The 16,928-nt window shown below is 38.3% G+C and carries 12 protein-coding genes; all 12 read left to right on the top strand.

Annotation, left to right across the window (positions count from 1 at the left end):
* Nucleotides 1-17: 17 nt before the first annotated feature.
* The 12 genes from E7303_RS02470 (at nt 18) to E7303_RS02415 (ending at nt 16,928) form a co-directional block, all read left to right on the top strand.
* Nucleotides 18-1,859: an HlyD family efflux transporter periplasmic adaptor subunit gene (locus E7303_RS02470; protein ID WP_292143677.1), complete on the top strand. Its 1,842-nt coding sequence runs from the start codon at nt 18-20 to the stop codon at nt 1,857-1,859.
* Nucleotides 1,859-3,097 (top strand): ABC transporter permease, encoded by a 1,239-nt coding sequence (locus E7303_RS02465; protein WP_292143676.1) that lies wholly within the window; start codon nt 1,859-1,861, stop codon nt 3,095-3,097. Before E7303_RS02470 ends, E7303_RS02465 begins: the two co-directional genes overlap by 1 nt.
* Before the next feature lie 13 nt (nt 3,098-3,110).
* The gene (locus E7303_RS02460) at nt 3,111-5,618 is read left to right on the top strand and encodes an ABC transporter substrate-binding protein (RefSeq protein WP_292143675.1); all 2,508 of its coding nucleotides are present in this window, start codon (nt 3,111-3,113) and stop codon (nt 5,616-5,618) included.
* Between the two features lie 129 nt (nt 5,619-5,747).
* Nucleotides 5,748-8,147, top strand: a complete 2,400-nt coding sequence (locus E7303_RS02455) for an ABC transporter permease (RefSeq protein ID WP_292143674.1) — start codon at nt 5,748-5,750, stop codon at nt 8,145-8,147.
* A gap of 162 nt (nt 8,148-8,309) precedes the next feature.
* Complete coding sequence (locus tag E7303_RS02450) at nt 8,310-8,519, top strand: hypothetical protein (protein ID WP_022766930.1); 210 nt, start codon at nt 8,310-8,312, stop codon at nt 8,517-8,519.
* Nucleotides 8,520-8,536: 17 nt separating this feature from the next.
* A complete protein-coding gene (locus tag E7303_RS02445) occupies nt 8,537-8,776 on the top strand; it encodes a hypothetical protein (protein WP_292143673.1) in 240 nt (79 codons plus the stop codon).
* Between the two features lie 100 nt (nt 8,777-8,876).
* Complete coding sequence (locus tag E7303_RS02440) at nt 8,877-10,400, top strand: radical SAM/SPASM domain-containing protein (protein ID WP_292143672.1); 1,524 nt, start codon at nt 8,877-8,879, stop codon at nt 10,398-10,400.
* A 21-nt stretch (nt 10,401-10,421) separates the two neighbouring features.
* Nucleotides 10,422-11,855: a radical SAM protein gene (locus tag E7303_RS02435; RefSeq protein WP_292143671.1), complete on the top strand. Its 1,434-nt coding sequence runs from the start codon at nt 10,422-10,424 to the stop codon at nt 11,853-11,855.
* Between the two features lie 5 nt (nt 11,856-11,860).
* A complete protein-coding gene (locus E7303_RS02430; RefSeq protein WP_292143670.1) occupies nt 11,861-12,979 on the top strand; it encodes a radical SAM/SPASM domain-containing protein in 1,119 nt (372 codons plus the stop codon).
* Between the two features lie 12 nt (nt 12,980-12,991).
* A complete protein-coding gene (locus E7303_RS02425) occupies nt 12,992-13,630 on the top strand; it encodes a diphthine--ammonia ligase (RefSeq protein ID WP_292143669.1) in 639 nt (212 codons plus the stop codon).
* On the top strand, nt 13,630-15,168 hold the full coding sequence (locus E7303_RS02420; protein WP_292143668.1) for a YcaO-like family protein: 1,539 nt from the start codon (nt 13,630-13,632) through the stop codon (nt 15,166-15,168). The genes E7303_RS02425 and E7303_RS02420 overlap by 1 nt, the downstream gene beginning before the upstream one ends.
* On the top strand, nt 15,165-16,928 hold the full coding sequence (locus E7303_RS02415) for a B12-binding domain-containing radical SAM protein (protein WP_292143667.1): 1,764 nt from the start codon (nt 15,165-15,167) through the stop codon (nt 16,926-16,928). Before E7303_RS02420 ends, E7303_RS02415 begins: the two co-directional genes overlap by 4 nt.

Genomic DNA, 16,928 nt, shown 5'->3' with positions numbered 1-16,928 from the left:
TTTAGGGGAGTTTTGTTATGTCAGAAAATTTTGACGAAAGAAAAGATTCAAACCTTGGAGAGATTATTGATTCTGAGGGAAAGGTAATTGGGAAAATCAGGGATTCAGGAAGTATATCTAATGTAAAAAACAGGAAAGACGTTGTAAAGAACGTGGCTATCGCCTTTCTTTCAGTAATGCTGGTTCTTACTTTTTTTTCTAATACTATTATGAACTACACGCTTCCACAGGTTGCAACGGTTCAGATAGAGAGCGGATCTATCAGCCCGCAGATAAGAGGAACCGGAACAGTTACTGCAGAGGATCCATACAATATTACGGTAAAAGAAACAAGAAAGATTTCAGGGGTAGCAGTTAAAGAGGGTGCGCATGTAGAAATCGGTGATGTTATCTATTATCTGGAGGATAAGGAATCAGAGGAGCTTACAGAAGCAAAAGATAAATTGGATGATCTGGAGCTTGCTTATGAACAGGCTTTATTTTCAGGTGCTGTTCCGAATGATGTTATAACCAGGGTAAGAAATGGTAAGACAGCTACATTTGATACGTATCAGGTTCAGCTTAAGGACGTCAATGACAGATATGATGCTGCAGTTCAGGCAGCAGCTGATGCGCAGGCTACTGTTACTTACCTGACAACTTCAAAAACAATTGATACCAATGAGGTTAATTATAATGCATTGACACCTGAATATTCCGGCGATCAGGCCAGTGCTGATAAAGAGAATATAGATGTCAAAAAAACTGCGGTTAGCACGGAACTTACTACTACCGGATCAAGGCTTGATGCAATCAACAACCTTATCGTCGAAAAGACAAGTCTTGACTCAATGGATAGCTCGACTTCAGAGTATACCATCGCTAAGACACAATATGAAAATAACAAGACTGTTTACGAGAGTCTTTATGGAAAAGTTGATGATCTTCAGGCAGAGCAGGATCATGTTTCAAAGAAATATATAGATCTGAAAAGTGAGTATAATGCCTATGACAGCAAAATTCAGGATCTGGATGTCTTTTTGAATAATGCTTCGAAAGATATTTCGCAGCTTGGAACATATGTTAAGCAGCTCGGTATCACATATGATCAGAAGCTTGCAAAAGCAAATCAGATTAAATCTGAGGCAGATGCGGCATTAAAGGTAATTACTGACGAGAGAGATAAGGCTTTAAAGAGTATTAACACAGAAATATCATTATGCAGCCAGAGAGACAGGATTACTGCCCAGAAAGAGAAAATCGCCAAACTTGAAGCAGAGTCTGTTGGAGCATCAGTAAAGAGCCCTGTTGCGGGAATTGTTTCTTCTGTAAATAAGGTTGCAGGTGAGTCAACTTCTGCAGATGAGACGATTGCAGTCATTCAGGTTGATGGAAAAGATATGACAACAAGCTTTTCTGTAAGCAATTCTCAGGCACAAAAGCTTAAAGTCGGTGATGCAGCTCAGCCACAGAATGCATGGCAGTTTAGTTCTGATTTTAAAGCAACGCTTACATCTATAAAAAATGATAAACAGGATCCTGCAGGAAAAAAGCTTCTTACATTTAAAATCGAGAGCACAGAAGTTACTCCGGGTCAGTCTCTTTCACTGGCTATAGGAGAGAGAAGTCAAAACTATGACATGATAGTTCCAAACAGTGCCATTAAGACAGATACAAATGGTAAGTTTGTCCTTATTGTAAAGAGCAAATCATCACCTCTTGGAAACAGATATACCGCTACAAGAGCGGATGTGACAGTTGTTGCATCTGATGACAAGAATTCAGCTATCACAGCAGCAATTGATGATTATGAATATGTCATCACAACTGCCAATAAACCTGTAAAAGCAGGAGAACAGGTAAGGCTTTCTAACGAGTAATGAAGACAAAGTTTAAAGAAATACAGAATAGTTTAATACAGCTTTTTAAGAACAAAGTCTTTATCCTTGTGATCATTCTTATTGCCGCTGACCTTCTTCTGGGAGCATACAGCAGAGCTCTTATCAGCAGACTTCCTGAACAGGCAGAAGGCCAGAGGTGGTCTGATGGGAGAAAAATGACTCAGGTCAGTGCTTTTTTTACAGAAGACCAGCTTATAGATTCGGATTACATAAGAAAGCTTGAGTATATCCTTCAGGCAAAAATGAATGATGTGGGCATTGTTGAAGATGAGGAAGATGATGATGCAAAAAGTACCACCCCTGTGATAATTGAAACACAGACACTGGATGAGACAAATGGAGATTCTGAAGATGCTTCACAGGAAGAAGTAGATGACTCAAGACTTTTTGCGAGCTGTTACAGTGCCCAGGGAATTATATCGATCACTTTTGAAAACAAAATGGCAGATAAAGTAACAGCAATAGGCACTGAGGGGGATTTCTTTCTTTTTCACCCTTTAGAGCTGGTATCAGGAAGTTACTACTCGCCTGATGCCATTATGAAAGATGGGATTGTTATAGATGAGGATCTTGCCTGGCAGCTCTTTGGTTCCAACGATGTAGTTGGGCAGATGGTAATGATTGGCGATGTGCCCCATTATGTTTCTGGAGTAGTCAAAAGAGAAGAGGGCAAAATGCGAAAGGCATCAGGCCAGAATGCCAGCATAGCCTATATTTCATATGATAGCTTGTGTAAGTATGGAACAATACTAAGCGGAAGAACAGAAAGTGCAGAGGTTGCAGAGGATGGTGCTACAGCTAGTAAAGGTGGTATAAATTGCTACGAAGTGGTAATGCCAGGACCTGTTGATGGAATAGTTGCTCAGATTGTAAAGGAAAGCGCAGCTATTGATGATGCATATATTTCAGTCATTGATAACACTGAAAGATTTTCGTTTTTTGCCCTCCTTAATGTGATAATGTCCTTTGGGACAAGGAGTATGTGGAACAAGGCTATATTTTTCCCTTATTGGGAAAATCTGGCCAGAGGGTATGAAGATATTTTAGCAACGCTTCTTTTGATCAGACTAATATGCAGAACTATAGTAGTTGTCATTATTGTTCTGTTTATCATTAGAGCATACAGAAACAAGAAATGGACTGTGAGAGGTATATTCAATTATCTCATGGAAAAGAAATATGATTATGAGGTAAAACGAGCTCAAAAGAGGTTATGAGAGGAGAGATGTTATGAAAAGAAAAGGTTTATTAAAAAGGGCCGGAGCTATAGCTTTATCAATGGTTATGGCTATTGGAATGCTCGCCGGCTGCGGAAAAGAAAAAAGCAGTTCAGACGACAGCATACTTAATGAAGCTTCCACAGGTTCCAAGGATTATGTTTTTAAGATTGAAGATATGGGCGTTGATATTGACGGCAACAATATTTCAACAGTAAAGATTGCAGGAGACAAGGTTTATGCTGTTGATTATTACGGAGAAGATGGAAAAGGCGTTGCGGTTAATTCTTTTGGCTACGATGGCTCAGGTTTAAATACAGTTTATCTTCCTAACAGTAACGGAGAGAGCTATAGCCGTTTTAATTTTGATAAGGACGGAAATATTTATGCGCTCTTAGAGATCTATCATTGGGAAGATGATGGCGAGATGCATACAATGGATGAAGAGGAGAGCTCTAATGAAGCATCTGAGGAGTCCTCCCTTGAAACTGAAGTATCTACAGAGAATATAAGTATCGAAGCATCGAGTGAGAATGCTTCTGCGGAGGGTGTTTCATCACAGGAAGCTTCAACCTATGGATCATCTGCAGATTCATCTTCAGACGATGATTTAGACAAAATGCAGGATTCATATGATTATTCCACAGAAATGTATGATTCTTCTCAGGAAGAAAGATACCTTGTGAAATATGATGCTCAGGGAAATATGCTCTATAAATACGACATCAATAAAGACCTTGCTGAAGGCGATTATCTCCAGATATATGGAATGGTTTATTCAGAAAAGTATGGTCTTTTGCTAAATGATGGCCGTGGTATTGAGAAGTTTGATGAAAATAACGGCTTTACTCTTGTTTATGATACAAGTAAGTCAACTGAATACAAAGACTCATATCTTGAGCTCTATCAGGGCTTTAATGGAAATATCTTCCTTGCAGGGTATGGAAATGATGGCTATTTAATTGCACCTATCGATGTAGAAAAAGGAGAAATAGGACAAAAATCAGCAGCTCTTGAGCGTTACAATAGCATGACAGTATTTGAAGGTAATGGATATGATCTGTATGTCAGTACAGAATCAGCAATCTATGGTTATGACTTTAAGGCAGATAAGATTACCAAATTGCTTGACTATGTTGATTCCGATCTTTCAGCAACCTATTCGATCAGCGCAGCAGCAGCCATCAGCGACACAGAGTTTTTAGCTGTACTTCCCGATTTTGAGTATAATTATTCTCTTGAAAGACTTGTTAAAGTTCCTGCTGATCAGGTAAAAGATAAGCAGGTGATCACTCTTGGGGGATCATTCATTGATTATACTGTAAGGCAGGCTGCTGTTAAGTTTAATCAGGAAAACCAGGATTATAAGATAAAGCTTGTAGATTATTCTGTATATAACACAGAAGATAACTGGAACGAGGGGACTAATAGATTTAATCTCGACATTGTTTCAGGTAATATTCCTGACATTATGACATTTGACAATGATTCACCAGTTGATAGCTTCATCAATAAGGGACTTTTCCTTGATCTTAATAGTTTTATAAAAAATGACCCGGATCTTTCAAATACTGAATTTATTGATTCTGTAATGGATGCATTTAAGACGGGAGATAAGATGTATCTTATGGTCCCTGGGTTCAGCATTGCAACTGTAGCTATGAAGACTTCGCTTACTCAGGGCAAAAATGTACTATCTGTTGATGATATAGAAAAAATGATAGCCGACATGGGAATCAGCTATGATCTTGTCTGTGGACCGCAGAACCGTCAGGAAATGATGAACTACGGAATTGCTTTTTCAGGAAATAAGTTTATTGATTGGGAAAATAAGAAATGCAATTTCACAGATGAGAGCTTCATAAAGCTTTTGGAATTCACCAAGAATTTCCCGGAACAATACAATGAGTCACTCTGGGATAGAAACCTTGACGATATTTACAGGTCAAATGAAGCAATTTTGAGTTTGACAGGTATTTATGGATTTGATCAGTATAAGAGATTGAAATATGGACAGTTTGGTGAGGATATTTCATTTGTTGGATTCCCTAATGAAAAAGGTGAGAACTATTCTACAATTGCCCCAAATACGACACTTGCAGTAAGTGCCAGAACAAAGAATTCAGAAGGAATATGGCAGTTCCTTAGGACATTTTACCTTGAGGAATATCAGGATAGCCTGGAATTTGATTTCCCTGTAAGGAAGTCCAGCTTTGATAAAAAAGCAAAAGAAGCAACAGAAGTTAAATATTATACAAATGATGATGGGACAAAGGAAGAAGAGGCAGAATACTATTGGATTGGTGATCAGGAAATCAAGCTTCCTCCGCTGACTCAGGAAGATGTTCAGTTTATTGAGAACTTTATCAATAGTTTGCATGAACCAATTACTTATAACGAGAGCGTTAATAACATCATTATGGAAGAAGCTTCTGCTTTCTTTAGCGGACAGAAGACTGCTGATGAGGTGGCAAATATCATACAGAGCAGATTGTCTATATATGTAAATGAGAATAGCTAAATAAATATACAATAAAATATTATAAATAATAGTCAATGAATGCCCATAGCTTATCAAGAGCTATGGGCATTTTATGTTTTTGTTGAATCCGTTTTTAAAAGTACGATATAATGATAATGGAGGTATATTATGGAGATAATTGCTGAGTACATTAAAAGTGCTATTAAGCAGCTTATTGGTAATAAGACACGTACATTGATGACCATGCTCGGAATAGTTATCGGTATTGCGTCAGTAATTATCGTTATAGCACTAGGCAACGGAATGAGTGATTATATAACTACTCAGCTTAATAATACATTGACCAGCTCCGGCAATATAGCCATAGATCCCTTGAAGACAACTGAAAGAATTACACAGGAAGATATGGATGATGTTAAAGAAAAGATATCTGAACTGAATGGAATCAGTCCGGTGTATTCAGAGTCTGAACGAACTGTTAAGATAACCACCTCAAGGGGAACATTTCTTTCAACATTGAGTGCCAGATCTGAAGGCGGTCTTTATGCCAAGGGAAGAGAAATGGCAGCCGGAACATATTTTTCCAGGCAACAGGTTGACACACTTGAAAGAGTTTGTGTAATGATGGACACGGATGCTGATAAAATATTTGGCACAAGAAATTGTATTGGTATGCCGATTGAATTAATGGTCGGAAGCAAAAGCGCAGAATATACTGTTATTGGCCTTAGGCAAAGTGATCATTCATTTTTGGATATGTTCAATGACGCTAACAGGGATTTCTATGCGTCTATTGAGATACCATATACGTCTTACGGAAACGATTTTGATGTTAATGTTGATTCCATGACTTTGGTGGAAGTATATGCCGATGTACAGGTATTGAATGATGTGACCAAAAAAGCATATCAAATAATAGCCAGAAATCATGATCTGGCAGGGAGTAACGCAATATCTTCAAGGATTACCGAAGGTCTTGCAGATATGTTTGGTAGTATTATCAGAAATGCCAGATATTTTATGATACTTGTTGCTATTGTATCTCTTGTAGTCGGCGGTATCGGTATTATGAACATTATGCTGGTCTCGGTTACGGAAAGGACCAGAGAAATCGGTATCCGTAAATCTATCGGAGCCAGAACCACAGCAGTTATGGCCCAGTTTTTGGCGGAATCTGCTTTTCTTTCTTTTATTGGCGGCGTTTTAGGAATTATTGTTGGAATTATCATTTCCGCAATCGGCTGCCGGATTCTCTCATTTGAACTTAGACTATCGCCTGCGGAAGTATTGCTTGCAGGATTTTTCTCTATCATTTTAGGCCTTTTTTTTGGGCTTTATCCAGCCAGAAAAGCTGCCGGAATGAAACCTATTGATGCGCTTAGGAACATTCTGACAGATGGGAAAAATACAAGAGTCAGAAATATTCTTACAATGTTGGGCATTATCATAGGAATAATGTCAGTTCTTTTAATCCTTGTCATTAGCGATGGATATGAGGAGCAAATGAAGCTTGATCTTAATAAAAAGGCTTCTTCCATCATAATAAAAGTTGATCCCACGAAAACTGAAAAGTTTATTACAAGAGATTTGCTGTCTCGTCTTTCAGAACACTACAACGGTCAAATATACGGAATAGATCTTGTTGATACTATTTCTGCGGATGGTCAGTCTGTAAGCTATAGGGGACAAGAGGTGACTGTTAATCTTTTTGGCGACGGCAATGCCATATTGCAGGAAAATGCCATGACTTTGCTAAAGGGGAGATTTTATGATTTTGATGAATTGATAAATGGCGATTATGTTTGCGTAATACCTGAAAATGTTGCAACTAAAATCTTTGGGTATAGCGATATTTTGGGAAAGCAGCTTACTATATCGGTGAAAAATAAAAGCCATGATTTTACTGTAATAGGTATTATTGCTACCTCTGATTGGGATATTTCGCAGGAAAACAAAAATATATACGAATGTTATATTCCTTTTATAACTGCCTGTGACGTACTGGAGATAGAACCTGACGAAAAACTGACAGAGGTTAAGCTTATTGTAGATCATGATCATGTGGAGAGTGCTCTTAGAGGACTTGCATCTTTAGTTGAAAACATGCTTGATATTAGAGGCCTGGGAGCTGTAAGAGTAAGTAGAGAAGATACTATGAGCGGATATGATCGCATAATGAGCATGATTAAATATGTCGGAGCTGTAATAGCAGCTATTTCTATTATTGTAGGTGGTATCGGCATAATGAATATCATGACTGTAACTGTGGAAGAGAGGACAAGAGAAATTGGAATCAGGAAATCTATTGGAGCAAGGACGAGCTATATAATGCTTCAGTTTCTGACTGAAACTGCAAGGCTTACTTTGGCGGGAGGATTTATCGGTGTTGTTTTGGGGCTCGCATTATCCTTTGTTGTATGCAGATTTATTGGTTTTCCGTTTGTGGTTAATCCTGTGGCAGTATTACTTGTAGCAGGACTGTCTGTGCTTGTAGGAGTATTTTTTGGAATTGCGCCTGCTTACAAAGCTTCTAAGCTAAAGCCTATAGATGCCCTTAGAACAGAATAATTATGCATTCTTTAATAATAATTTAAGAATGCACATTTATTAAAAAAAAGTAAAAATATTGACTATAAAAAATATGATATATTAAAATAAATTTGTAGTTATATATGCCTTAGTGAAGGTGTATAGAGTAGCAATTGGATGGTTATATCAGGAGGTATTGGAATGAACTTTACTAAAGAACAGATTGAAAAGGCTTCAAAGTGCAAAAGTGTTGATGAGCTTCTTGAGCTCGCAAAAGCTGAAGGAATTGATCTTGCAAGAGCTGAAGCAGAAAAGTATTTTGCTCAGTTATCAAGCGGTGAGCTTAACCTTGATGACATGACCAGCGTTGCCGGTGGTGCATGTGCCGGAAATGCATGCGCTCAGTGTTGAGAAAGTTGAGGTGAAATATGGCAGAAATAAAAGTGTCCAAAGAACTTTTTCAGAAATTGGCAGCTTGTAAAAGTGCGCAGGAAGTAATGGATATTTGCAAGGAAAATTCAGTAGACATTTCCCTTGAGGATGCTGAAAAATTTATTGCTCAGCTGTCAAACGAAGAACTCAGCCTTGAGAATGTTGAAAAGATTGCAGGTGGAGAACCTTGTGTTGGTGCAGTATCTTTCGGATGCGTTGGAGTAGGCATAGCTTAAATTTAATATTGTAAATTATAATTATTGAACTCACGTATATCTTTATTGTTAAGGTGTATGTGAGTTCTTTAAAAATAAGGTAATTGTGGGGGACTGTAAAATGGCTTCGGAACATTTAAGCGTGTACAGTATGATTGTGCCTCTTTCAGAAGAATCTGATGGAGAAATGCTTCTTTCAAACGGAGTATATGGTGCATATGACATTATAACGACTGATGAGTGGAAATTGATTAAAAGTGAAAATACAGAAGAATTACCGGTGGAGACAAGACAGCGGCTTAAAAGGCGTGGGCATTTGGTTTGCGAGGATGAAAAAGCTGAAGCAGAAAGCGCTGCCCTTTTATCCAGGTGTTATTTTCTTCTTCCTTATAGAACTCTTATGGATATAGTAATAATGCCTACCTACAACTGTAACTTCAGGTGTGATTATTGCTATGAGAGGAAACGTCTTGAGAAAGGCGGAGAATGGCTCGGACACACGATGAAAAAGGAGGTCATCGATGCTGTTTGGGGACAGATTGACGAGTATATCAGGCAGAATAGAGTTATAAGACATGTTTTTTTATATGGGGGAGAACCTCTTTTGGCAAGTAACAGACCGCAGGTTGAAGAAATCGTTAATGGTTGTAAAAAACGTGGGATAGAAATGGTCTGTGTCACCAATGGATATGATCTTGATAAATACATCGACTTGATAAAGGAGGTTAAATTTGATTTTATTCAGGTTACAGTAGACGGTCCCAAGCAGGTTCATGACAAGAGACGAATTCTTGCCGGTGGGCAGGGAAGCTATGACCGTATTATGAAAAATGTTGAACTTGCATTGAAAGCAGGTATAAGGATTCATCTTCGTACCAATATTAACAGGTCTAATCTGGAAAGTTCCATGGAACTTGTAAATGAGTATAAGGAACGCGGGTTCTTGGATTATCCGAATTTTTATTGGTACTTTAAAGCCACTATAGGGTGCTTTGAAGATGACCCTGGAAATGCCATAACTGATCTGGAAATGTTTGAAACCATGATAAACAGTGGTATGGACAGAACAGAAGCTATGCAGCACTGCATGGTTTACTCTCAGGTGCTGAACAGAGTGGGAAGAGCGCTTCAAAGAGAAAGTTACCCTCTGCTTCGCCCGGCAGCTTGTGGCGCTGAATCAGATATGCTGGTGGTAGATCCTGACGGACTATTGTACACCTGCTGGGACGTTGTATCCATGGAAGAATATGCAGTTGGATTTACTGACATTGAAGCTAAACGTTTCAGATTTGATTTTAGCTATCCAAAGTGGAGAAACAGAACTGCTGACAAAATTACCGACTGCGAGAAATGTCCTGTGATGTTCGTATGTGGCGGAGGTTGTGCTATTGAAGCAGATCACGAATACGGATCCATTAACAGAGGCTTTTGTGGATCGTTCAAGGAGGCATTTAAAGAGGCTGCAGCGTACATATGTGAGAAAAATTATCAAAAAAACAAAAATAGGGAATTAAGCGGAAGCTGGTATGATCTGATAAGCGGAATTTCTGAATCTGACAGGAAGTTACTCTTTGAAACAATGAATCAGAAAGAATCTCAGGACATCCTTAAGAAATACATGAAAGGATTTGACAGAATCTTCTAGAAGAATAACAGGAGGAGAAGGATGAAGCTTAAATTAAAAGAGCCATGGTGCTTAAGGGGATACAGGGGAGATCTGTTTGTACTTGAAAAGTCAGGGAGTATAGAAATTCCTTACAGACTAAAATATCCATTGTATGAACTTCTTTCAAAATGTGACGGAGTCACGGAAATAGACAAAGAGTATGAAGAAAAATTCAGGCCTTTCATAGAAAAATATATAGAAATGGGGGTGCTTGAAAAAACTACAGTTCCCTCTAAAATCAAAGACTGGCAAGAATATGCTTTTTTTGATAACAGGCGTGTTCCTCAGGGCTTTTTTTCCATTACGGGAAGATGCAACCTAAACTGTATCCATTGTTTTTCGGCAACGGAATATGGCAAGGAGATATTTGAGTTTAGTCCGGAACAAATCGAACATATATTAGACGAGTTTTTGTCCTGTGGAATAAGAAATCTGACTATATCGGGTGGAGAACCGCTTGTACGTGCCGACTTTGATAAAGTCGTAGAGGCAATGTACAAAAGGCAGATGAATATGTTGCAGCTATTCACTAACGGTTACAGGTTTAATGAAGAAGTTATAGCTCTTTTGAAAAAATATGATATGAATCCTCAAATAGTTATAAGTTTTGATGGAATTGGAACACACGATTGGATGAGAGGAAGGCAGGGAGCACAGCAGGAAGCGGAAAGAGCTATTAAACTGGCGGCAGACAATGGCTTTTGCGTTAAAGCTAATGTCAATGTCAACTTTAAGACCGCACCGACGATGCCGGAGACGTGCAAATATCTATATGATCTGGGAGTGCGTTCGATATTTTTCATAAGGACCAGTGAGGGCCCCAAATGGATCAGAAGCGGACTTCTTAGCTTAACAGCAAGAGAATATTGGGAAGTTATGCTAAAGGTTAGTGAAAGCCTTAGGCAGGAGAATAAAAAAGATTTGGAATTTATTTGGTTTAACGGACCAACAATTCGGGCAGGAGCGACTGCTGCCGATTTTCAAAGAGGAAATTCCTATCAATATGAATCCGGTGATATAAAGCATTCTGCGTGGTGTTTCAAAGCGATAAATGCTGTATACGTATCTTCTACCGGTAGGATAATGCCATGTGATGGTTGTGAGGGCGTTGCGCTTCAAAAGGACTGGGAGCCCGGGCGGTGTAATGTTTTAAATATGCCACTTAAGGATATATTAAATAATTCTTCCTATTCACAGCTTATGAAAATGTCCACAGAGGAACTTTTGGATGGATTAAAAGAGTGTAGAGAATGTGAATTTAGCGATAGATGTCACGGAGGAAATTGCAGAGTCTGCGGCGTGCTGTATCAGGCAGTGGAAAGCGGATTTTCTTTTGAAAATACAGACATTAATCTTATGCTAAAAGCTCCGCTTACATGTTCTTTCTACAAGGACGGGTATTATGCAAAATTACTCGATATTCTTAAGGACTAATGACTATGAGAAAAGTTAAGACTCTGCAATGGATGATCACGGAACGCTGCAATTACTCTTGCAGACACTGCTATCTGGGAGAAGATAAAAAAATCGAGCCGACTACGGATGAACTTATCTCATATATTCCACTTATTAAAGAGGCGGGAATAGAAAGTGTAGTGATTACCGGAGGGGAGCCACTTATTCGTAATGACTTTGAAATTCTGGTAAAAGAACTGTCTCGAAGTGGTATATCCATATCTGCAATAATAACCAATGGCTTTTATCTCAATGAAAGAATTCTTGGTTGTCTTAAGGATAATGGACATAATCCAACCTTTTGCATTAGTTATGACGGAGACGAAAGTCATGACTTTATAAGAAACAGAGCCGGAGCAAGAGCTGATGCCCTAAAAGCTTTTGATTTATGTAAGAGTGAGGGCTTTAGGACAAGCAGCGACATGATGTTTTGCAGAGCCAATATGGATGAACTCAGAAGCTCGGTAAAGACGCTTAATGATCATGGCTGTTCATCTTTAAAAGTTACGCCGCTTATCATGTCAGGAAGCGCAGGAAAATTCATCCCTGATTTAAAGCTTTCACCTTCACAGGTTCTTGATGCTTTTTGCAATTATATTCCGGATTATTATCGCGATCATATAAGTATGGAAATATATTTAAATGCTTATTTTTATGCTGCTTCATACGAAGGAATATGGGCAATTCCCGCGGATGATGCCTGTTCTTTTGTTGATAATTGTGAGATGGGGCTTTGTGCCAATGAGAAGCTTATACCATTTTTAAACGCACAAGGACGACTTCTTCCATGCGCAGGAGCCGCGTCAGCGAGAAAAGAGATTATAGACGACATGGCCTTTGTCAAGGAGGTTGGTTTTATTGAAGCATTAAATTCTCCCGGTATAAGTTGTTTTTATGGTTATACATTGAAACAGCAGATGGATAACAATACTGATTGCAAGAATTGTAAATATATTAATAAATGCATGGGGGGATGCAGGATAGTAGCTTCATTTGAAGATGGCAGCATATCAGGAAGAGACAAATATTTTTGCACGTATTTTAGAAATGATTACAGGGAAAAAATCTTAAAAGCTGTAAAACATGGAAAGGAGCTTGTGTAGATGAGATTTATTATGGCATACAGTGGAGGCAAGGATTGCACTCTTTGTCTTGACAGGATGATAAGACAGGGACATGAGCCTGTAGCTCTTTATACAACTGTAACAAAGCGAGGTTTTAACTATAATCACGGCATAAGAAAAGAAGTTTTTAAAAAATACGAAGAGCATCTTGGGATTCCTGTTGTGTTTTGCGAGACCGAAGAACTCCATAATGAAGATGACATGTATAAAACTCTTTCGGAGGCAATAAGCAAATATAAAGCTGAAGCTGTTTGTACGGGTGATATATACAGGGAAGATGTGGCTGCCTGGAACAGGCATCTGGCAGAGAGGCTGGGAATAGATCTTTTAACTCCGCTCTGGAATGAGAAATCCGAGGATATATTAAATGAGGTTCTTGAGAGAGGATATAAGTTTTTGATAAAAGCCGTCAAAACTGATTATCTGTCTGAAGACTACATAGGTAGAGAAATAAACAAAGATCTTATTGAGGAATTCAAAAAAAAGGGAATGGATATATGTGGTGAAGATGGGGAGTATCACTCAATTACTGTTGATGGTCCGATTTTCAAAACACCTATGAAAATTAAGTTTAAGACTCCGATTGTTGGCGGAGGAAGAGCTATGAGTGATGTCATTTTGGAGGATTGATGTTTGCAAAGGGAAAAGAAATAAAGCCGCAGGAAACAGTACAAAACATAAAGGAAATTCTGGAGAAACTTGATATTGAACTTAATGAGATAGGCTACGAATGCATGAACGGTCTTTCCAGTGTGCAACTTTATGATCCTATGTGTAATTGGAGAGTTTGGGGGAAGGGGACAGATCCTGAGTGGGCTCTTGCCAGCGCATATGGGGAAGCTGTGGAAAGATTATCCAATTTTGTTATATATAAGTCGCAGTGGGATTATTCTGATGGGCCTAAGTGGCCGTTTGAAAAAAGGCTTCCTATAAATGCACTTTGGAATTCCCGTGATGCCGCTGATGATTTTTCAAGACTTTGTATACATGAGAATGATACTGACAAAGAAGCATTTTTGGAAGAATACCTTGGGACAAAAGAATTGTCTTTTATCCCATATACGAGCTTAAAAACAGGAAAAGAGGTTTATCTTCCCGAAGATGTAATTAATTGTATGAGCGGAAGCAATGCCATGGCAGCCGGGAATACTCAAGAAGAAGCCTTGTGCCAGGCTCTATGTGAGACTGCAGAGAGATATTCCAAATTTCAGATAATATTAAACGGTTATACTCCGCCGGAAATAGACAGAAAAATATTGGAAGAACTTGCTCCGGAGGCTTTGGATATCATAAATGAAGCTGAAAAGAAGTTTGACTTGAAAATAGTTGTAAGGGATGCCTCACTTTTAAAAGATCTTCCTGTATTGAATGTGGTATTTTTCGATAAAAGTAAAGAGCTTTATGCATCCAGATTTGGGGCGCATCCTCTTTTTAACGTAGCACTTGAGAGGTGCCTGACGGAAATGGCTCAGGGAAAAAGTGACTTAAAAACAAAGGACTATATGCTTCCTGTTCATTCCGATGATGCCAATGTGCTTAGCTTTAGAAATCTTGCAGACAGTTTTAGAAACGATTTTGCAGATATGCCGAAGACTTTTTTTGAAGGGGGTACTACTTGGGAGTTTTCAAGATGGAAAAACTTTGGAGATTCTAACAGCGAGTGGAACAAAAGCCTTATTAACAGTCTTTTAAAACTTTCCGGGGATGTATATTACAGAAAGACCTCTTTTTTGGGGCTGTTTGTGGTCAGACTTTATGTCCCCAAAGTTTCTGTTCTTCCGTTTAAAATAGGTAAAAACAATCTTCAAAATGCTTATCTTCGAGAAATAATACACAGTCCGGAAAGGTTATCTCAAATAAAAACTGCCGCTGAAGCAAAAAGGCTTTTGAATGTTCTTACAGATTTAAATTCATCTGTCGGAAACAAGAGTGATAATTTGCTTTTGGAGTCGGATATAGGTATTTCAGCAGATAATCTAAAAAAGCTTTTGTTAAAGATTGTTGACGGAAGTGACAAGGACGCACTTGAGAATCATTTTGGAATTTCACCATTTATGAGAGAGATCAGGCTTTTGAGAAAACAGGAGCATGAAGAAAAAATCCTTTTATCCAGAAAAGAACAGGAGAAAAAACTCAGAAAAAGGCTTTTGGAAACAGAGGGGAAATGATGGATGTTTTATTGGTTAACGGAATGGATCTTTCAGGTACAGAGGCGGTTACTGCACATATAGGGCAGCATATCTTAAAGAGCATATTAGAGCCGGAGTTTGAAACAAAGATAATAAGTTTTGATGATCTTGTAAGGAAAAAAGAATTTGATATAGGAGACGATCCTGAGAAACTGATAGGAAAAATGGCGGACCTGATCCTTTCTCAAGGTACACCGGTTGTAGGCTTTTACACTATTTGCAATACTTTTCATCTGGTTGTAAGAGTTTCAGAGGTTGTAAAAAAAAGAGCACCGGAAACATTTATTTTTTATGGTGGGCCTCATGCAACGCTTACTTCGAAAAAATGCATGGAAACCTTTAATTTTCTTGACCTTATATGTCTTGGCGAATCAGAGAGAAGTATATTGCCGCTTATGAGAGAAATATTTGGAAAAAGGGAATTTGATGCTGTACCGGGAATTGTTTATCGAAATAATGGCACAATTAAAGAAAATCCATGTGCTGCCCTTTTATCAGATGATGAATTAACAAAATATACTCAGTATAGACTTGGGAACGTGGCAGAGTTTAAGAATATGAGGGTAACAATGGAAGGGGGAAGAGGATGCCCTTTCGAATGTTCATTTTGTTCTACTTCAAGATTCTGGAAACGTAAATTCAGAGTTAAACCGGCAGATGTGCTTGTGAAGGAAATGGATAAATACTTCGAACTTTATGGGCAGACGGATTTTGCTATACAGCACGATATGTTCACAGCAAACAGAAAGCATATCACAAGCTTTTGCAATTACCTCATAGAGAAAGGAAGTCCATATGTATGGAGATGCTCTTCCAGAACGGATGTACTTGACAAGGACCTGATTGAGTTGATGAAAAAGGCCGGTTGCTTGGAAATCTACACCGGGATAGAAACAGGGTCGGATAGAATGCAAAGGATTACCCACAAAAATCTTAAGCTGGAGAATGCTGTTGAAACAATAAGATGGATAACTGAGGCCGGAATAAAAAGTATTGTTTCATTTATTTATGGCTATCCGGATGAGACAGTGGATGACTTTTATCAGACACTTTCAATGATTAGAAAAATTTATCTTATCGGAAGTATTGACATTCAGCTTCATAAGTTTTTTCCTCTTCCGGCTACGGAAGAAGGTGACAAAGTCGTAGGACGGGCATATTTTGATGCGGACACTGTAGATTTGAGTATTTTTAACAGGAATGTTTGCAGTGAAAAAACTCTGGATTTGATAAAAAAAAATAAAGAGCTATTTCTCCAGTTTTATGATTTTAAGTCAGATGTTCGCACGGATTTTCCGTATATTGAAGCAATGATAATGTTTTTATCATCGCTTGAAGGAGCGTTCCCATTGACACTGCGAGAAATCATAGGAAGATGTGATCTTTTGGCATTTTATCGCCATAACGAAGAGATGTTCGGGGTTATTTTTAATTCTTACAGAAGTACGCAGTCCGTTATGAAACTTAGGGGAGAATTCATTGAAAACCTTGGCAAAATTGCACATGAGCAGGTGGAAAGAGGAATCAGTTTTCTTTATGATTTTGAGAAAACCGTTATGGAGTTCAAAAGAAGCTCTGACAGGGAACCTGTTATGCTTGATATGGAATTTGATATTTCACAATATATTAAGAGCAAATGCTTTGTGTGGGAAAATACAAGGGTATTGTTATCAATAGATAATGAAACAATGGACATAAAGATAAAAAAGATACCTTCATGGATTGTGTTTAAGAATTGA

Origin of the sequence: Butyrivibrio sp., from assembly GCF_015056685.1 — a bacterium.
Lineage (GTDB): Bacteria > Bacillota > Clostridia > Lachnospirales > Lachnospiraceae > Butyrivibrio.
Note: the sequence above shows the minus strand (reverse complement) of the source record. Positions and strands in the feature narration are given on the sequence as shown.